The following is an 18925-nucleotide window of genomic DNA, read 5'->3' as shown; positions in this document are numbered from 1 at the left end:
GTTCCACGCGGTATTCTCACTTAATCAAGATGTCGACGCGCCGATTTAGGGCTCGATGTTCGGGAGTGTCATTGGGCGCCAGAGGCTCACCATCGGCCCGGCCTTCTGCTCTGGCAGAACCTTTTAGTTGGGCGGACGCAGTCAAAATTGCCAAGACGTTTTTAGCGCGTGCCGCAGACAAATGCCAATTGGACGGAAAGCGGGCCGACACAATGGGCTTGTCGTCGGTATGTCCGGTTACCAAAATCGAGTCTTGTTCATTCTCGAGTTCTTTGGCGATTTTTTTCAACATCGGTAAAAACTCCGGTTTAACTTGATCGCTACCGGAGGGGAAGGAATTACGAACGCGAATGATGCTATCGTCGACCACTTCGACCATATTCTGGGCAATTTCGTCGCGTAATAACGGTTTAAAGCGTTCCAATCTGTTGGCGATAACCGGTGCAGACGGAGTGATCGTAGCAGCCGTTGCCATTTGTACCGGCTCCTTGGCCAATTTCAGTAGTTCCCGATAGGCAGGATCGGATGCCGAATTAATAAAAAATGCAAAACCCAGATAACAAAGCAGCAACAGGCCACCTGCTACGCTGGCGAACACCCATAAGGGCACTTGCGTTATCAACGAGCTATTTCCGCTTTTTTGCCCTTGCCAGCGTGGCGACAGCTCCGTTGGAAAATCCCCTCTTACTCGCTGGATTAATTGGTACAACTCAAGCCGTTGTTTTTCCAATTCGTTGGCGCCATTGGCCATGACCCGATATTTACCTTCGAATCCAAAACTTAACAACACATAGCAAAGCTCGATGAGCGGCAAATTTTGCGCGGGCTGTTTCACCAGATGTTCGAGTATTTGGAAGAAGCGTTCACCGCCCCAGGCTTCTTTATGAAATAGGATAAGCAGGCTTTGATGCCCCCAATTACTTTGTGAGCCCCAAGGCGTGTTTTGGATAATTTCATCCAGAAAAGTACACAAATCGTAGCTCGCCATACGCATGGTTTCTTGCTGAAACCCTGCATTCAAGCCACGGTTCTCGAATTCTCTGACTTCTTTAGCCAACTTTTGCTTTAGTTCATCAACCCCGAAATAGCTAACGGTTGTTCTGAGCCTAGCCGCCAAGGACAGAATGCCGGCTGATAAAGTCAATAATGAACCGCTATCCGCTCCGGAAAGCACACTGAGCGACGGAATGTTGATATTTGAGGTCTGCTGCTGGGGCGGCGGAGATGGCGGTATTTGTGTCACTGATGGCTGCTGCGGCATTCGTCCACCTGGCGAAGGCCGCAACACTGTTTTGTCGTCATCGCCGAAAGGTCCTTGTTGCACCATGTCATCACCCTTTTTTTATTGCCCAGAATTCCAACTCCAATCCCGGAAAATTACCACCAATATGAAAGGCAAAACCGCCGGAATCCATCATCTTCTTCCAGTATGGGCTTTGCTTATCCAATTCGAAATAAGAACATCCGGCGTGATACGGCAATTGCCTTGGGGCAACGGGCAAAGGATGAATTGAAATACCGGGCAGGGCAGCAGTGACCAATTGCGTGATCTCTTCCACCGGGCCAATTTTCACCTGCGGAGGGAAATGCGTGCGCAACATCTCCGAAGATACTTGCGCACTGGCAGCCAATACGTAGATTGCCTGCTCCAATAATTTCACATCGGGGCGACCCGAGTAATAAACCGACTGGCTATGTTTGGTTAACGGAATTTGAATCGCATTTTGTTCAAGCACCATGCTTAACAGGCGCCGTAGCTCATCAATTAACGGGATAAAGCAAATACGCAAGTCGTCATGCCTATATTCGGGCAACACTGCGGGTCGCTTATTTTGACGGTAGAAGGTTGCTAGATCTCCCATCAACTGCAGGCACAAGCAAAACAAAGTTTCCGGATGTAGCAGCGCATCTCCCGCCAAATGTGCCAGCAAGGGTTCGTACCGATTGATGGTTTGCAGCAACATAAAGTCTGCAACCTCTGCGACACCTGCACCTTGCGACGTTCCCGCCACGCGGGCTGCCAACGCCTCCCCTCTGGTATGCAACAGACCTTGCAACTCCCGGACGAAGCCGTTCAAAATACTACTGGCTGAAGACTGCAGCACCACGGGAATGTATTTCTCATCCAGTACGACTGTTTTGTCGGCGCGCACCTCAACGATATTGGCGACCCCTAAGCACAGATAGCCTGATCTTTCTTGGTTGCCAAGCATAAGTCTCGGACGAATACTGCCTATTTGCACGGGATAACGAGCGTCGTACCCCGCATTGTTGTCTCTGACATCCCTATGAGTGATGCGGTATCTCGCCAATCCATCGGGGTTATTGTCGCTATCAACTTCAACAGAGTCAGGACGACTCAGCGGCAATGCTAAATACACTACTTCATTTGCAACGTCTTCAGAGACATCAAGTGGTAGCGGCAGTTCGTCCTCGTTTGGCAAATGGAATGGGGTACCATCCTGGAAAATCCCTCTAGCAGCTGCCAGAGTGATTTTTCCTATCGCCAATTGTCCTGCATCTAGTTTTAGCGACGAAAATCCCCAATCATAAGCCCTGATTCCATAGCAACGACCATCAATACGACTTTCAAGATAACGATCATGTTGTTGAAAGTGCTGAGGTCTAAGGAACATGCCTTCTGACCAAACAATCCGGTTATTGATTGACATACTCTATTCGGTACCGTTTATTATTTATTAACAATGACTTATGAAATTTTCGCTAACAATTCAATTGAGTTGCAAACTTTCACCGCCTCGCAAATAGACGCATCTGCTTTTCATAAGCTTCAGCGAACTCTTCTCCAAAAAATCCTTCAATTGCTTGTGTTTTCAGTTCCGGATATTTTTCGCAAAAAAGCTCCCAACACTTGGCTTTTCGCTGAAAAACAATCCCTTCGCCCAACACCTTTTCGAAGGTGTCTGGGTCGAAACGATGCAAAATTTCCCCTAGTGCAGCCTGAATACCTGCCGTCATCGCCAATTGATGAAACTTAACATCCCTAAACGCTTCAGTTACCGCATCATTTGAATTTATAAACGCTGGATTATTCGGTGCGAGCATCAGCTTCAGTACGCTTTCCACATCTGGGTTGAATTTTAGCGGGTTATTGTCAAATGAGCGGATTGTGGTGACGGAAACTCGAAATTCACTTTTCATTTCCGCGCGTGCGCGTAGAACGTCCATCAAGCCTTCGATCAAATTTCGGAATAACACACCGGTCGCTTTCATCGCCTCCGGCCACTGCTCTTCCGTCAAAAACGATTGATCTTTTATTCCCGCACCATCCAGAAACATCTTCATGAGCGTCGCATCACCCGATTTGGACCCAATAAATGGTTCCGTATTGGGTGCTAGCGTAATCTCTACACTGGCTTGCGAAGCCGCCTGCCCATCTTCACGCTCAATATTAGGCGTATTTTGGAATACGTCTTTAGAATCTAACGCTATGCTCGAAGGGATAGGCTCGGATAAATTTATTGCTTCCAAACTCGGGAACTCTAACCCGGAAGACTCGCTGAGGGGTGCATCCAACGCACCTAAGGAATCTAAGCCTTTTAAGAATTCGGCAATATCTTTACCATCTCTCTGGGGAGGTAGCACCTCAGGCGCGGTAAAGCTATCGTGAAAAGGGGAAGCAGGAGGACGCTCTCCGAAGGGAGAACTCGCTACGTTGTGCGGAATCGAGAAATTCAGAGGTTCGTTGACTATTGACTGTTGATCATTTTGAAACGGTTGGGCAAATGGTGAAGGCGAAATACTCTCGACGCTAATGGGTGAAGCTGGTGATATTTCGGCTGATGGCAGTTCTACAATAATCTCATATTCTCCGATCCGCAAAATTTCACTATCTAATAACCTTGCTTGTGCATCGTTTATATTCAGTCCGGCATTTGATAAATATGTACCATTTTTACTTGTGTCTTTTATTAAGTAAGCACCGTCCTCATAAATGATTTCAGCATGGTGGCCTGATACAAAGTTTTCCGCATCAGGCAATACCAAGGTATTTCCTGCTTTTCTGCCTATTGTTCCGCCTAACTGACCGAATTCGGCACTCAATTCAGTAGATAGTGGTAAACCTTTGTAAGAAAGTACTTTTAAGATAATTGGCACGATTGTCGTCCTACCGTTAACATTAGTTAAATAGCTTAGCAACTTACGTCAGCTTTTATCTAAAAACTTAGTCATTTTATAGCAGTCTAATCTTATCAATTGCGCGATTCTCAATCAGAAGAACAGTCATCGCAAATTGTTAGTTGTCGAAATTATAGTTATGTGATGAACGGAAAACTCGTGCTTTTGTAGCTTCTAGAATATGTCGCCTTTCAAACGAGGAATGCAAACTCAATCCGCCGACTTTGCCACTTTAATCTCATTGTAGGAACGCATTTCTATATAAAGAGATTCCTGTCGTTACTTAATATCCCGGCGAGTTGAGCCGGGATATTACAGGATCAGATTATCTTATGCGCTTGAGAAGCACCCAAACATCAAAGTAAGTAATTTACAGTTCTGTAAGATTAAGGATAACAACGGCGGTGATGCATTAAACTAGCGGCAGTTTCGGTAACGTTTCGGGCCATTAGTTACCTTTCTGATGTCGTCGCTTTGGGAGTCTCTGATTAATTCGTAACATCGAATTTCAGCGTAAATTAAATCAATGATGGGCACCTAGTTGTCTTGCAAAACCGAAGTAATCAGAGGTTCTTTGCAACATAAACTCCTTTTTATTTCATTTTTTCCTGAATATACCAACAACCCTCCTAAGACTCGCCTTGCTCATATTTGGGTTTGCATTTCACTTTTGAGTAATAACCAAAATAGCTTTCGTTAAAACGTCATCCTATTTTTTATTTTTTAACTTTTCCTCTCCGCCAGTCACTAAACCAGACATACATTCGACTACGCTTTCGACATAATTTGAATGTGCTTCTGCAAGCTCTTTGGCTGCACCGAAACTTTCTCGTAATTCGATTAATGTTTTTTGTGGGTCCGTTGACTTATTAATATCCAACATTTTCGCGTAATTTTTATATGCTTTACGCCTTTCAGGATCTAATATGAATAACCCTGGCATAGCATTCGACGAAGTATCGACGACACATTTTGTCATTAATTCCGGCTCAATTCCGTAGTCCTTAATATCTTTATCTTGCTTCATCTGTTCCAATACTACGGACTGATATTCTTCTTTTTCCGAGCAACCGCTCAGCACTAAAACCCCCAAAATTACTAGCACTTTTTTCATTTTTAACATTTTCCTGCGGTTTCCTAGCATATTACCTAAAAAAAACCCCCGCTATCTTTCAATAGCGAGGGCTTTCAATTTCTTCCTAAGTATTTCGACTTAGAACACTTTCACTATTAGATGAAAGTTGGGATCAGAGGAGCATCAACTGTTACCAATTGACGGTTACCTTTTTCATCCCAGAAGAACAACAGACCTGCGAAACGGCTGTCTGGATCGTAGATCAAGTCAGCTAAACGATATACTTCCCATGCAGCGTCAGAAGCAGTAACTTCGATTGTGCGTGTTTCGCCTGGAGCCAGAGGGCTGTTATCGCTAACAGTTAAACCTTCTTCAGCCAGCAAATCGTCTGGGTAAGCTGTATCATCTTCATGAACAGCTGGATCCAAGAAACGTACACCTGCAGTGTTGAACTCGCCCAAACGTACAGCTGAGTCGCCGTTGTTTGTGATGGTCAAGGTCATTTGCATTGCACGACCTGGTACACGGTATGTAGCGTCATCAACTTTAACTGAAACGTTAGCTTCAGGCATTTGATAAGTTTTCATGCCGCGCAACAAACCAGCTTGCAAAGGAGTTGTTACAGGGTATTTTTCGTTGGTTGCACCCATAGAGGCAGCAACGATTACCATCGTACCGACAGCGAAGATCATACCAACTTTTTTGTCGCCAGCTGAGATCAGAGAATCTGCTTTGCCTGTGCTAACAGCGATATGACGTGGAACGAACAATGGACGTTTGATCCAGAACAACAACCATGCGAACGCGATAGCAAACCATACTGCGTGCCAGAAATAAACGTTGTCCAGAGCATAGTTTTCCAAGTTGATTGTTTGACCAGTCAAAGTAGTAACTGGGTTAACAAACTCGCTCATAGAACCAGTAATGGTTACCCATTTACCTGGACCGATGATAGGGCCACCGCCTTGTACGTTCATCATAGAGTGAACGTGCCAGTCACCTGGACGACGAGCTTTCAACAGAACTTTAAACTCATAAACTTCGCCCAATTCCAGAGACACTGAACGAGGAACCAATTGACCGCCGATCCAAGAACCTGCACGGATAAATACAGGACCAGGAATACCAACGTTCAAAAATGAAACTTCTGGTTTATCAACAGTTTCTGGCCATCCTGCGAATACCAGGAATTTACCGGAAATTGTCATAGTTTCATTAACAGGCACTTCTTCTTTTGACCAGTTCAGGTCAAACCAGTGAATCGTCCGCATACGCATGAACGCAGCCTGTGATTTTTCACCGTGAGCAGATGCTGTTGGAGCATAGAACATCGCTGCTGTCATTGCGACCAACAGTGCGACAAAGGACAGTTTTGCAACTTTGTCTTTTATTATTTTCATATTTCCTCCTCTATCACTAGAGAATTTTAATTAAGACTTTCTGGTAGCTATCTAGAACCACCAGGTTCATTTTCTTACTATTCTTCTAATTAAGACGCGTCGTCAGCGATGAAGTCGGTTTTAGCGAACCATCTGCCGAAGAAGTGCCACAAGAAGTAAATAATGATAGAAACGAATCCAGAGAAGAACGCTGATACTGGAGCAACGTCTTTACCGAAAGTTCTTAATGTACCTTTCTCTACCATACGGATGTACTCAGGTGTACCGGTACGAACATAGTGGTAACCTTGCAAGTCAGCCAAAGTCATCATCATGCCGTTGTACTCTACAGGCACGTGCAATGGAGCGATAACAGGCCAGTTACCTGGGTAGAACAACAAGCCGTAAGCCAAACCACCTAATACAGCAGTCAGAGTCATGCTGTTACCTAACATCAGGATAACGTCAAGAACGATAGCGCCTGGCAGCAGGTTAGATGGGAAGCAGATGTTAACTGGGAAGTATGTCCAGCCCCAGAAGTTCATGTAACGGTTAATCCACTCACCAACCATCAGAGCAACAACAGAAATTGTAGCACCGATTGGCAAACGGTATCTCCACCACAAGCAAGCTTGAACAGCCGCAGGGAATGTAATAGAAACGATAGGAGCCACAGTTACCCATAGACGTCTATCTTTCCAGTCGGTCCAGAAATCCCAGTCACCGCCAGTCAACATATAGTGAATGTGATAACCGCCCAGAACCGCTGTGAACAGTGTAAAAAGAATCATCCAGTCGAACGTACGGGAAACTTGTACCGCTTCCGCACGTGAACGTACAGCTGATTGAGATGCGCTCATTAGCTTACCTCCTAAAGAATTAAAATTATATTTTTTTCACTTCTCTTTATCCTACCGCCACTTAAACAAAGCAGCGGCAGGAAAGGAGATAGTATTTTTACTTTTAAAGATAAGCTATTAAGCCAAATCTTTTTTCAGCAATTTTGCAATTGCCATTACTTCGGTGTTCACAACACCCATGATTGCAAGAGCAGCCCAACCAAAGAATACGAAACCGTAATGCAATGGAGCAACGAACAACTCTTCCATAAACCAGAATGTGTGACCCCACTCATTCAAACCTACGTTAGGCAGAATCATGAATGGACCGATAACCGCAATCAGATACATCAAGTGCAGACCTTCATGGTAGGTAGGCAGTCTGGTTTTTGCATACATGAAAGCAGCTGAACCAGTGATGATGTAGATTGGGTATGACAGGTAGAACTCGATGATGTGACTTGGAGTAAAGTCAGTGTCACGAACGATAGTTTGGTGCCATGTACCGTCTTGCTCTGTGAAGTAAGAAGCGCCCCAATAGATCGCCCAACCGTAGCAAACCAACCATGTCCAGTGTGTGAAGTGACGACGCAATTCTTCACGTGGAGTGATTGACATGACTTTACGGTCACGAGTTTTCCAGATATAGCCATTGATACCAGCAAACAACAGTACTTCGATAACGATCTCGATATACAGCATGTTCATCCAGTATGTTTCAAACTCTGGAGCAAATGAGTCTAAGCCAGCTGACCAGCCGTAAACACCTTCGTACCAACGAATGAAAGAATAAAAAACCAAGTACAGGGTGATACCTGCCCACAGGTTTTTTTGATTTAAAAGCGGTGCTTCCGCAGCATCAGCCTTAACTGATTCAGTTGTAGCAGCCATTTCTACCTCCTAAAAGATTATCTAAATCCCCGATCGAATCGGGAGTTCTTTGTTTTTCCATGTTATTAGCCTTCATTTCGAAGACACCCCGGTCCCTTGAGGTGCGTGGCAGTCTACCACTTGCCAAATCCTTGTCAAGATAAATTAAGCTAATTTAGCTGGGTGCGCGCTGTCACCCATTTGCAATTTTACTGTTAACAAAACTCGAACACCTATTTAAGCGACGTTTCGATAAAATTCCCGTTCGAATTCAATTAGGATAGATAGGTTACCAGATACTGTGCATGCGATAAGTCGCAACCTGATTGATCAGCTCCAAGCTCTACCATCTATCTGCCTCGCATTTTTTCTTACCATCCCCACTTGTATTTCAGACGCCCAAAAAAACGTCTAACTCAAAACGTAGTGATTCAGTAAAAATTCACACCCGAGTAGTTTGATAAACCTTCCCTTTGCGAAACGAATGAAACAGAATGAGTGCATTATGATGCTGTATTCAAGCTGCAATTAGTGAAGACGATTCAGGAGCAACGACTGAACGGTTGCCCAGGTTTGCCTGGACCTCTAGCAGAATGAGAAGATAGGGCGTCGAAGGAGCAAGCAAGTGTAAGCCGAGCAATCGGACCAACCGCGAATCGGCAATTGCGGACGGATAACAAATTATTAAAATAGATCTCGGCCTCTTATGCATTGCAGTTGCCGCCGACAGCAAGAATAGCCTACCACTGTAAGATGTTGCACAGCGCGACAACTACCAATTACGCCGAGACTATCCGAGACGCAACCGACTATATCGTCAATTTCTAAAACAACCAGACTTGCATTCGTTATCGGGTTAACTGCTTCTCTTATTGCCTCGCAGAAAAAGGTACCCGAAGGATCAAAGTTATATCCTCACATTAGATCTAACCTGAGCTTGTGAAAAAATCAGTTTCAAAACATACTCAAAGGCGAGCTAGTAAACGGATTGAGCTTGGCATGATGCTCCCAAAGAGTCTGTTGGATGGATTTCGGAATGTCGAGTTGATCGCGGATGCGCTTGTACGGCCGTTGCGGGGCGTAGTATTTTTATTGATTTTGGTGCCGTCGTGGCGTTTTTCTCTGTAGTGGTTGAAGACAGGGTGTCTAGGGTGGTCGGTAAGATAGCGAACCGAGTGATGATTGAGAAATTCAGAACCGTTGCTCGAGTCCGGGTATCGCAATCGAAGCCCTTCAACGGGAACAGTTACAAACCGGATCTACTCTAGAACGCCCTGAGAACTCTTATTCCAAGTGCCCTTACTTCGGTCCAGCCAGCTAAAAACCCAGTCATGGCTAAGGTCCAGACGAAATCCCAGGCCACCAAATTGCCGCAGTGAGCAACCGTACCGACCTCTACTAAGCTTGGCGGAGCTTCGTCTAAATGATGATTGCGAATGGGATTTTGAGCGGTTAACAGCTAGCCAGGCTTGGTTCCGGACAAACCCTTGGGATATAGGACGCGCAAAGGATTGAGTACCCCCCAGGACCGCCGTCTTCAAGCGCCTGCCGCACGGTTGACGCTGTTGATCCCGATGCACTTCAACGGCCCTGGCAACACCTCGGCTTGATATTTTCGCTTGGGTCCAGGCCGTTTGGCTGGCGAAGCGGCTGGTTTGGCATTTCGATTCAGCAAATGAACGCCGCGAAACCGTGGAAACGAAGCATTATCAATCGCAGGTTGAATAGCGCCCCCCCCCCCGGAAGCCGCTGGCAGGGCGGGTTTTCGCAGCAAAATGGAAAGCATTGCGACACCACTTCAAGTCATGTGAGAGTAAACTCCGACCTCGTGCTGGGTTGGAACGAGGTGACGTGGACGAATCTGAGCGCTGAAGACATAAATGGTCGCGTCATCTTTGCCGATTTTTTCAACAAGATGCTTGAAAAAATCTTTCGGCAAATAGCGACTCTCCTGTAGCGTTTCCTCTAATTGGCCCGCAGAACCAAGGCTGCGGACCTATTGCTTTGCGGTCACGCTCGCCAGCATATTATCAAGCTCGCCTTTATTAAAGAGATCGATGACAATGTCGCAGCCGCCGATTAACTCGCCGTTGATATACAGTTGGGGATAGGTAGGCCAGTGCGAGTATTCTTTTAAGGCTTCACGCACTTCAGGGTCTTCGAAGATATTGATATGGGCATAATCCGCATTGCATGCCCGCAAGACTTGCACCACCCGGCTGGAAAATCCACACTGAGGGAAGTCCGGGGTGCCTTTCATGTATAAGACCACAGGATGGCTGGCTAATTGGGCTTGGATTCTGTCTATTGCACTCATGCGTTTTCTCGTTAAACATTGATGAGAGGGGATTCTAACAACCCCGTCCGCAAAAGAGAAGAGAGCAGCAGTGGGGTGATTTTGGGTCAAAAAAAAAGCCCTGCTATGGGTAAGCAGGGCTTTTGGTTTAAGAGCTTGGCGATGACCTACTTTCACATGGCAACCTGCCACACTATCATCGGCGCTAAGCGGTTTCACTTCCGAGTTCGGGATGGGATCGGGTGGTTCACGCTTGCTATGTTCACCAAGCAAACTGGTTTGGCTGTTTTGCAGCCGTCATGCACAGGTTTGAAGCGTATTTGCTTCCCGGCATTTGCCGTTTACCTGTCTTCATGGAAATCTGTATCGAGTGTGTCGTTATCTTGCGTTTATCAGCGTGTCAGTGACACCCAAACGCATTGGGTGTTATATGGTCAAGCCTCACGGGCAATTAGTACACGTTAGCTACGCCCATTACTGGACTTCCACACCGTGCCTATCAACGTCGTAGTCTCCGACGGCCCTTCAGGGGACTTATAGTCCCAGTGAGATCTCATCTTGGGAGGGGCTTCCCGCTTAGATGCTTTCAGCGGTTATCCTGTCCGAACGTGGCTACCCGGCAATGCCATTGGCATGACAACCGGAACACCAGAGGTTCGTCCACTTCGGTCCTCTCGTACTAGAAGCAGCTTCCCTCAAATCTCAAACGCCCACGGCAGATAGGGACCGAACTGTCTCACGACGTTCTGAACCCAGCTCGCGTACCACTTTAAATGGCGAACAGCCATACCCTTGGGACCTGCTTCAGCCCCAGGATGTGATGAGCCGACATCGAGGTGCCAAACACCGCCGTCGATATGAACTCTTGGGCGGTATCAGCCTGTTATCCCCGGCGTACCTTTTATCCGTTGAGCGATGGCCCTTCCATACAGAACCACCGGATCACTAAGACCTACTTTCGTACCTGCTCGACTTGTCCGTCTCGCAGTCAAGCACCCTTATGCCTTTGCACTCATTGCCTGATTTCCGACCAGGCTGAGGGTACCTTCGTGCTCCTCCGTTACTCTTTAGGAGGAGACCGCCCCAGTCAAACTACCCACCAGACACTGTCCCTAACCCGGATAACGGGTCGAGGTTAGAACTCCAAACATACCAGGGTGGTATTTCAAGGTTGGCTCCACGAGAACTGGCGTTCCCGCTTCAAAGCCTCCCACCTATCCTACACAAGTAGGTTCAAAGTCCAGTGTCAAGCTATAGTAAAGGTGCACGGGGTCTTTCCGTCTAGCCGCGGGTACACTGCATCTTCACAGCGATTTCAATTTCACTGAGTCCCAGGTGGAGACAGTGTGGCCATCGTTACGCCATTCGTGCAGGTCGGAACTTACCCGACAAGGAATTTCGCTACCTTAGGACCGTTATAGTTACGGCCGCCGTTTACTGGGGCTTCGATCAAGAGCTTCTCCGAAGATAACCCCATCAATTAACCTTCCAGCACCGGGCAGGCGTCACACCCTATACGTCCACTTTCGTGTTTGCAGAGTGCTATGTTTTTGCTAAACAGTCGCAGCCACCGATTTTTTGCAACCCCCTTCCGCTCCAGTCGCGAGGACCTTCACGTAATGAGGGCATACCTTCTCCCGAAGTTACGGTATCATTTTGCCTAGTTCCTTCACCTGGGTTCTCTCAAGCGCCTTAGAATTTTCATCCCACCCACCTGTGTCGGTTTAGGGTACGGCCACTAGTAACCTGAAGCTTAGAGGTTTTTCCTGGAAGCAGGGCATCTATCACTTCGCTGTTCTTTCGAACCGCTCGTCATCACGTCTCGGCATAAAGCACCCCGGATTTGCCTAAGATGCATGCCTACCTGCTTAAACGGCCACTTCCAACCGACCGCTGATATAGCCTTCTCCGTCACCCCATCGCAGTTACTACTGGTACAGGAATATTAACCTGTTTTCCATCGACTACGCTTTTCAGCCTCGCCTTAGGTGCCGACTAACCCTGCGTCGATTAACGTTGCGCAGGAAACCTTGGGTTTTCGGCGAGGGGGTTTTTCACCCCCTTTATCGTTACTTATGTCAGCATTCGCACTTCCGATACCTCCAGCCGACTTCTCAATCGACCTTCGCAGGCGTACGGAACGCTCCTCTACCACTCACACTTACGTGTAAATCCGTAGCTTCGGTACTATGCTTAGCCCCGGTAAATCTTCCGCGCAGACCGACTCGACCAGTGAGCTATTACGCTTTCTTTAAAGGATGGCTGCTTCTAAGCCAACCTCCTGGCTGTCTGTGCCTTTCCACATCGTTTCCCACTGAGCATAGATTTGGGGACCTTAGCTGACGGTCTGGGCTGTTTCCCTTTTCACGACGGACCTTATCACCCGCCGTGTGTCTCCCGTGCTGGCACTTGCTGGTATTCGGAGTTTGCATCGGGTTGGTAAGTCGGGATGACCCCCTAGCCGAAACAGTGCTCTACCCCCAGCAGTGATACACGAGGCGCTACCTAAATAGCTTTCGAGGAGAACCAGCTATCTCCGAGCTTGATTAGCCTTTCACTCCGATCCACAGCTCATCCCCGTCTTTTTCAACAGACGTGGGTTCGGCCCTCCAGTTAGTATTACCCAACCTTCAGCCTGGCCATGGATAGATCGCCCGGTTTCGGGTCTACACCTTGCGACTAAACGCCCTATTAAGACTCGCTTTCGCTACGCCTCCCCTATTCGGTTAAGCTTGCCACAAAATGTAAGTCGCTGACCCATTATACAAAAGGTACGCAGTCACCCCACGAAGGGGCTCCCACTGCTTGTACGCATACGGTTTCAGGTTCTATTTCACTCCGCTCTCCGCGGTTCTTTTCGCCTTTCCCTCACGGTACTAGTTCACTATCGGTCAGTAAGGAGTATTTAGCCTTGGAGGATGGTCCCCCCATATTCAGTCAAAGTTTCACGTGCTCCGACCTACTCGATTTCACTAGAAAAAGGTTTTCGTGTACGGGGCTATCACCCTGTATCGCCGGACTTTCCAGACCGTTCCACTAACCTTATCCTAGCTTAAGGGCTAGTCCCCGTTCGCTCGCCACTACTTAGGGAATCTCGGTTGATTTCTTTTCCTCCGGGTACTTAGATGTTTCAGTTCTCCGGGTTCGCTTCAGTGAGCTATGTATTCACTCAAAGATGACGCGCTTATGCGCGCCGGGTTTCCCCATTCGGACATCTCTGGATCACAGCCGGTTTGCAGGCTCCCCAAAGCTTTTCGCATGCTACAACGTCCTTCATCGCCTCTTACTGCCTAGGCATTCACCGTATGCGCTTATTCACTTGACCATATAACCCGAATACGTCTGTATTTTGGTTATACTGTCAGCTGACATTTTCGCTGATTTTTCTGCTTGAGAACGACATGCCGTTTGTTTTCTGCCTTTCCCTTTCGAGAACGACGTCATTCAAACCGCAACTCGTTTTAGTGTTGATCATTGCTGATCATTACTATAGTTACAGATTTCCATATTGTTAAAGAGCTATCGGTACGAATACCAATGCTATAAAGTCTTTATCCGCTGCCGCTGATAAAACTGTATAGCGTTGATGTTCACCCACTATTTTTCTTACGTTTGACGAACTGGTTGACCCTCAGCGTTCAGCATGATGGTGGAGCCAGGGAGGATCGAACTCCCGACCTCCTGCGTGCAAGGCAGGCGCTCTCCCAGCTGAGCTATGGCCCCTAAAGCAGACTAAAGACCAAGACTCAAGCCGAAACGTGACTAGACACAGCGCCAGTTATTCTAACCAGGCGTGTGGTCTGATTGTGTTTCGCCTTATTGCTTTCGCCTTTTATGCGTTGGTGGGTCTGGGAGGAGTTGAACCTCCGACCTCACCCTTATCAGGGGTGCGCTCTAACCAACTGAGCTACAGACCCAGGTGCGTCTTTCAATCGAAATAATTTGTTGTGAGTACGTGTAACGGTGTGCCGTCTTTGTAAGGAGGTGATCCAGCCCCAGGTTCCCCTAGGGCTACCTTGTTACGACTTCACCCCAGTCATGAATCACAAAGTGGTAAGCGCCCTCCCGAAGGTTAAACTACCTACTTCTTTTGCAACCCACTCCCATGGTGTGACGGGCGGTGTGTACAAGGCCCGGGAACGTATTCACCGCGGCATTCTGATCCGCGATTACTAGCGATTCCGACTTCACGCAGTCGAGTTGCAGACTGCGATCCGGACTGGGACCGGCTTTTTGGGATTCGCTTACTCTCGCGAGTTCGCAGCCCTCTGTACCGGCCATTGTAGCACGTGTGTAGCCCTACCCATAAGGGCCATGATGACTTGACGTCGTCCCCACCTTCCTCCGGTTTATCACCGGCAGTCTCCCTAGAGTTCCCGGCATGACCCGCTGGCAACTAAGGATAAGGGTTGCGCTCGTTACGGGACTTAACCCAACATTTCACAACACGAGCTGACGACAGCCATGCAGCACCTGTCTCAGAGTTCCCGAAGGCACTCCGCTATCTCTAACAGATTCTCTGGATGTCAAGGGTAGGTAAGGTTCTTCGCGTTGCATCGAATTAAACCACATGCTCCACCGCTTGTGCGGGCCCCCGTCAATTCATTTGAGTTTTAGCCTTGCGGCCGTACTCCCCAGGCGGTCAACTTAATACGTTAGCTCCACTACTAAGTTCTTTAAGAACCCAACAGTTAGTTGACATCGTTTACGGCGTGGACTACCAGGGTATCTAATCCTGTTTGCTACCCACGCTTTCGTACCTCAGCGTCAGTTTTAGTCCAGGGAGCCGCCTTCGCCACTGGTGTTCCTTCAGATCTCTACGCATTTCACCGCTACACCTGAAATTCCACTCCCCTCTACTAAACTCTAGTTGCCCAGTATCAAATGCAGTTCCCAGGTTAAGCCCAGGGCTTTCACATCTGACTTAAACAACCGCCTACGCACGCTTTACGCCCAGTAATTCCGATTAACGCTTGCACCCTCCGTATTACCGCGGCTGCTGGCACGGAGTTAGCCGGTGCTTCTTGTATAGGTAATGTCAGTCTACCGGGTATTAACCGATAGGTATTCCTTCCTATTGAAAGTGCTTTACAACCCTCAGGCCTTCTTCACACACGCGGTATTGCTGGATCAGGCTTTCGCCCATTGTCCAATATTCCCCACTGCTGCCTCCCGTAGGAGTCTGGGCCGTGTCTCAGTCCCAGTGTGGCTGATCATCCTCTCAGACCAGCTACGGATCGTCGCCTTGGTAGGCCTTTACCCCACCAACTAGCTAATCCGACATAGGCTCATCTATTAGCGCCAGGCCCGAAGGTCCCCAGCTTTCCCCCGTAGGGCGTATGCGGTATTAGCGTGAGTTTCCCCACGTTGTCCCCCACTAATAGGCAGATTCCTATGCATTACTCACCCGTCCGCCACTCGTCAGCGCCCGAAGGCCTGCTACCGTTCGACTTGCATGTGTTAAGCATACCGCCAGCGTTCAATCTGAGCCATGATCAAACTCTTCAGTTTAATTTTAACTTGTCACTAAATAAGATTAGTGACCAATCTTGGCTCGACTACAGAACATCTTTTCTTGCGAATTGACGTGGTTTCTGTGTCGACTATTTTTAAACAGCACATAGTCGCTACACATACCCACACAAATTATTTCGATTTCGTTTGTTAAAGAGCCAGAGCATTTCGCCCTGTTGAGCCGACACATTCTACAGCGTTTTCAGTGTTTGTCAAATTTATTTTTAAGTGGCTTCAAAAACAGAAACTAAAAAAACAAACCCGTCAATCAACAACTTCAAACCCGCCGAACTAAGTCGACCGCTTCACCGCTAAAACTTAAAAGCCAGAGCAGTGAAGAGCCGCTCATTCTAATCACCCAACATCCTCGCGTCAAGAACTTTTTTATTCAACAGCCTTCAACCCTTGCGCGAGCGCGGATGTGCTTGATCATAAACAGCCGCTAAATGTTGAAAATCTAGGTGCGTGTATATCTGAGTAGTCGATATATTGCTATGCCCTAACAACTCTTGCACAGCCCTAATATCTTTACTGGCTTCAAGCAAATGGCTTGCGAACGAATGCCTCAACATATGAGGATGAAGGTGCTCGGCTATTCCGTTTTTTTTGCCCCAACGATCCAATCTAAGTTGCACGCTTCTTTGAGATAATCGAACCCCCTTTAGGGAAACAAACACTGCCTGCCACTCCCCATCAGGCCGACTTGCCAGCCAAACCTTAAGCGCATCAAGTGCTTTACTACCAACCGGCAATTGCCTTTGCTTGCCGCCTTTACCAAACCGCACCCTCAAAAAGCCTTCGCTAAGATTGATGTCAGACAAATCAAGCATTACCAACTCGCTCAGTCGCAACCCAGATGAGTAAAACAATTCGAACATCGCCAAGTCGCGGATTTCCAAAATCGAATCCGGCGTCGCATTTAGCATCCCCACAACCTGATCGACATCCAAAACATGTGGCAACCTTTTTGAAACTTTGGGCGCTTGCACATGCTGAGCAGGGTTATGCTCCACTTGCTTGGCCTTGAGTAAAAATCGATAAAAACTGCGTAAAGCAGCGAGTTCGCGCTGAATCGTCTTGCTGCCGATACCGTTTTTATGACGCCCGGCAATATAATTCCGCACATCACGATCCTGAACTTGCAGCCAATACATGAGCCCTTGCCTAGCGCAAAAACTTTGAAAACGTTTTAAATCCCTTTGGTAGTTTGTTGACGTATGATCTGCAACGCGCTTTTCCGAAACCAAATAGCGAAAATACCGCAGCAAGGCCTCATCCGCTTCGGCATGCATGACAATCAATCCGTTTGGTGTAGCAATGATATAAGACGAGTCCCGATAATCTCACTCATTTGAGTAAGAAATATGCTGCCCATACTATAGTGAAAGCGCGACTCATCGCGACTGCCGATCGCCAACAGCCCATCAAGCTGCGTAAACACCATAGGAATGATTGCACACGAGCGAACTTCCGCAGCCACGTCGCCAAACAAAAACCTCGCTTGCGCTAAGGTCGGCCGACCGCATTTCGGCTGGTTTGTGGTTAATTCATTGGAAAAATGCTTCAAATTAGCATCATCAGCCCCAACGAATAAATTACTGATAGGCGAGAGCGGTTGTTCTTTAATTATTTTAATGGCTACGAAATCAGTGAAAAAACATTCAGCCAACACCTCACTTAAATTTGCTACCGCGTCCTCCAGGGTATTTGCTTCCAACATGGCCAGAGTCAACTCATGCATGCGATTGAACGAAGCGTCATTTTCCCGGGCAATATCGATCAACGCGGTCAATTGATTTTCTTGCTCCTGATGCTTCGCCCGAAAAATTTCAAGTTGCTTGGATATTAGCGATATTGCATTACCACTGGGATGTGGGATATGCATCTTCTCCAGCAAATCCAAATGATTTTGGAAAAACTCGGGATGTTCTTGCAGATAGGCCTTAACGAGGGCTTCGGTCAATAAGACTTTTGGTTCAGTGCTCATAACTTTATTTGTCCTTCGAATACCGTAGTCGCTGCTCCCGTCATCATGACAGGATGACCACTACCAAGCCAGCTAACGATTAATTCCCCACCAGGCAGTTGAACCTGAACATTCTGCTCCAACAAACCTTGCTCAATACCGGCCACAACAGCAGCGCAAGCCCCACTGCCACAAGCCAGCGTTTCGGCTGCGCCACGCTCGTAAACTCGCAACTTGATTTGTCGACGATTAACAATTTGCATGAAACCAATATTAGCTCGTTCCGGAAACAGCTCATGACACTCCAACCTAGCGCCGATAGATGAAACGGGCGCGCTGATTACATCATCGACCTGGATAACCGCATGAGGATTCCCCATAGAAACGGCTGCGAATGCAACTTCTGTGTCCGCCAAAGTCACTTTATATAACGTGGATTGTTCGGAAACCTTTAGCGGTATTTGCTCAGGCTCAAGCGCAGGAACTCCCATGTCAACGGTGATCAAACCGCCTGCATCGAATCGAAGCGTCAGTTGTCTCGCGTCTGTATCAACAATAATTTCGTCTTTATTACTTAATCCTTTGTCGCGCACAAAGCGTGCGAAGCAACGCGCACCGTTTCCACATTGCGCAACCTCGCTACCGTCAGCATTGAAAATCCGGTATTTAAACTCGGCGTTATCGCTAACCGGCTTTTCCACCAATAACAATTGATCGCAGCCCACGCCAAAATGGCGATCCGCCAAAAATCGAATCTGTGATGTCGTCAATTGTATTGGCTGGTTTATAGCGTCGATCACGACAAAATCATTGCCTAAGCCCTGCATTTTGGTGAAATTAATCATC

At 47.5% G+C, this 18925-nt stretch carries 12 protein-coding genes, 2 tRNA genes and 3 rRNA genes; 1 reads left to right on the top strand and 16 read right to left on the bottom strand.

The annotated features are described in order from the left end of the window. Positions 1 to 16: 16 nt before the first annotated feature. The 7 genes from icmH to amoC form a co-directional block, all read right to left on the bottom strand. A complete protein-coding gene (icmH, locus tag ACR02O_RS04355; protein WP_494522867.1) occupies positions 17 to 1327 on the bottom strand; it encodes a type IVB secretion system protein IcmH/DotU in 1311 nt (436 codons plus the stop codon). Positions 1328 to 1331: 4 nt separating this feature from the next. After that, the gene (tssK, locus tag ACR02O_RS04350; protein WP_494522866.1) at positions 1332 to 2672 is read right to left on the bottom strand and encodes a type VI secretion system baseplate subunit TssK; all 1341 of its coding nucleotides are present in this window, start codon (positions 2670 to 2672) and stop codon (positions 1332 to 1334) included. Positions 2673 to 2751: 79 nt separating this feature from the next. Then, on the bottom strand, positions 2752 to 4119 hold the full coding sequence (gene tagH / locus ACR02O_RS04345; protein ID WP_494522865.1) for a type VI secretion system-associated FHA domain protein TagH: 1368 nt from the start codon (positions 4117 to 4119) through the stop codon (positions 2752 to 2754). 730 nt (positions 4120 to 4849) lie between these two features. After that, positions 4850 to 5263, bottom strand: a complete 414-nt coding sequence (locus ACR02O_RS04340) for a hypothetical protein (RefSeq protein ID WP_494522864.1) — start codon at positions 5261 to 5263, stop codon at positions 4850 to 4852. 107 nt (positions 5264 to 5370) lie between these two features. Then, positions 5371 to 6615: a bacterial ammonia monooxygenase, subunit AmoB gene (gene amoB / locus ACR02O_RS04335; RefSeq protein WP_033159226.1), complete on the bottom strand. Its 1245-nt coding sequence runs from the start codon at positions 6613 to 6615 to the stop codon at positions 5371 to 5373. 89 nt (positions 6616 to 6704) lie between these two features. Further along, a complete protein-coding gene (gene amoA / locus ACR02O_RS04330; protein WP_192392144.1) occupies positions 6705 to 7454 on the bottom strand; it encodes a bacterial ammonia monooxygenase, subunit AmoA in 750 nt (249 codons plus the stop codon). 117 nt (positions 7455 to 7571) lie between these two features. Further along, entirely contained in the window at positions 7572 to 8324 is a 753-nt protein-coding gene (gene amoC, locus ACR02O_RS04325) for a bacterial ammonia monooxygenase, subunit AmoC (RefSeq protein ID WP_036280014.1), read from the bottom strand. Between the two features lie 1654 nt (positions 8325 to 9978). Between amoC and ACR02O_RS04320 the strand changes: the two genes are divergently transcribed. Then, entirely contained in the window at positions 9979 to 10260 is a 282-nt protein-coding gene (locus ACR02O_RS04320) for a hypothetical protein (RefSeq protein WP_494522863.1), read from the top strand. A 39-nt stretch (positions 10261 to 10299) separates the two neighbouring features. Here the strand turns inward: ACR02O_RS04320 and grxD are convergent, their stop codons facing one another. From grxD to dapF, 9 genes are all read right to left on the bottom strand, one after another. Beyond that, positions 10300 to 10620 (bottom strand): Grx4 family monothiol glutaredoxin, encoded by a 321-nt coding sequence (gene grxD, locus ACR02O_RS04315; RefSeq protein ID WP_494522862.1) that lies wholly within the window; start codon positions 10618 to 10620, stop codon positions 10300 to 10302. A gap of 133 nt (positions 10621 to 10753) precedes the next feature. Beyond that, positions 10754 to 10869 (bottom strand): 5S ribosomal RNA (gene rrf, locus ACR02O_RS04310). A 160-nt stretch (positions 10870 to 11029) separates the two neighbouring features. Further along, positions 11030 to 13924 (bottom strand): 23S ribosomal RNA (locus ACR02O_RS04305). Between the two features lie 322 nt (positions 13925 to 14246). Then, positions 14247 to 14322, bottom strand: a tRNA-Ala gene (locus tag ACR02O_RS04300). A gap of 117 nt (positions 14323 to 14439) precedes the next feature. Further along, positions 14440 to 14516: transfer RNA gene (locus tag ACR02O_RS04295), tRNA-Ile, on the bottom strand. Between the two features lie 60 nt (positions 14517 to 14576). Beyond that, positions 14577 to 16110 (bottom strand): 16S ribosomal RNA (locus ACR02O_RS04290). Together the 16S, 23S and 5S rRNA genes with 2 tRNA genes alongside form the textbook arrangement of a ribosomal RNA operon. A gap of 401 nt (positions 16111 to 16511) precedes the next feature. After that, positions 16512 to 17405 carry a tyrosine recombinase XerC gene (xerC, locus tag ACR02O_RS04285; protein WP_494522861.1) on the bottom strand — a complete coding sequence of 298 codons (894 nt, stop codon included), beginning with the start codon at positions 17403 to 17405 and terminating at the stop codon, positions 16512 to 16514. Positions 17406 to 17410: 5 nt separating this feature from the next. Further along, positions 17411 to 18100, bottom strand: a complete 690-nt coding sequence (locus ACR02O_RS04280) for a DUF484 family protein (protein ID WP_415879307.1) — start codon at positions 18098 to 18100, stop codon at positions 17411 to 17413. Continuing rightward, positions 18097 to 18924 (bottom strand): diaminopimelate epimerase, encoded by an 828-nt coding sequence (gene dapF, locus ACR02O_RS04275; RefSeq protein ID WP_415880854.1) that lies wholly within the window; start codon positions 18922 to 18924, stop codon positions 18097 to 18099. The genes ACR02O_RS04280 and dapF overlap by 4 nt, the downstream gene beginning before the upstream one ends. Position 18925: the final 1 nt, after the last annotated feature.

The sequence above is a fragment of the Methylomonas sp. PHL2-19 genome (assembly GCF_059331595.1).
This window is presented reverse-complemented; position numbering and strand designations above follow the sequence as displayed.

Excerpts from the sequence above, each read along its gene's own strand:
- icmH (WP_494522867.1), bottom strand. The coding sequence starts at position 1,327 with ATGGTGCAACAAGGACCTTTCGGCGATGACGACAAAACAGTGTTGCGG.
- tssK (WP_494522866.1), bottom strand. The coding sequence starts at position 2,672 with ATGTCAATCAATAACCGGATTGTTTGGTCAGAAGGCATGTTCCTTAGA.
- ACR02O_RS04340 (WP_494522864.1), bottom strand. The coding sequence starts at position 5,263 with ATGTTAAAAATGAAAAAAGTGCTAGTAATTTTGGGGGTTTTAGTGCTG.
- amoB (WP_033159226.1), bottom strand. The coding sequence starts at position 6,615 with ATGAAAATAATAAAAGACAAAGTTGCAAAACTGTCCTTTGTCGCACTG.
- amoA (WP_192392144.1), bottom strand. The coding sequence starts at position 7,454 with ATGAGCGCATCTCAATCAGCTGTACGTTCACGTGCGGAAGCGGTACAA.
- amoC (WP_036280014.1), bottom strand. The coding sequence starts at position 8,324 with ATGGCTGCTACAACTGAATCAGTTAAGGCTGATGCTGCGGAAGCACCG.
- ACR02O_RS04320 (WP_494522863.1), top strand. The coding sequence starts at position 9,979 with ATGAACGCCGCGAAACCGTGGAAACGAAGCATTATCAATCGCAGGTTG.
- grxD (WP_494522862.1), bottom strand. The coding sequence starts at position 10,620 with ATGAGTGCAATAGACAGAATCCAAGCCCAATTAGCCAGCCATCCTGTG.
- xerC (WP_494522861.1), bottom strand. The coding sequence starts at position 17,405 with ATGCATGCCGAAGCGGATGAGGCCTTGCTGCGGTATTTTCGCTATTTG.
- ACR02O_RS04280 (WP_415879307.1), bottom strand. The coding sequence starts at position 18,100 with ATGAGCACTGAACCAAAAGTCTTATTGACCGAAGCCCTCGTTAAGGCC.
- dapF (WP_415880854.1), bottom strand. The coding sequence starts at position 18,924 with ATGATTAATTTCACCAAAATGCAGGGCTTAGGCAATGATTTTGTCGTG.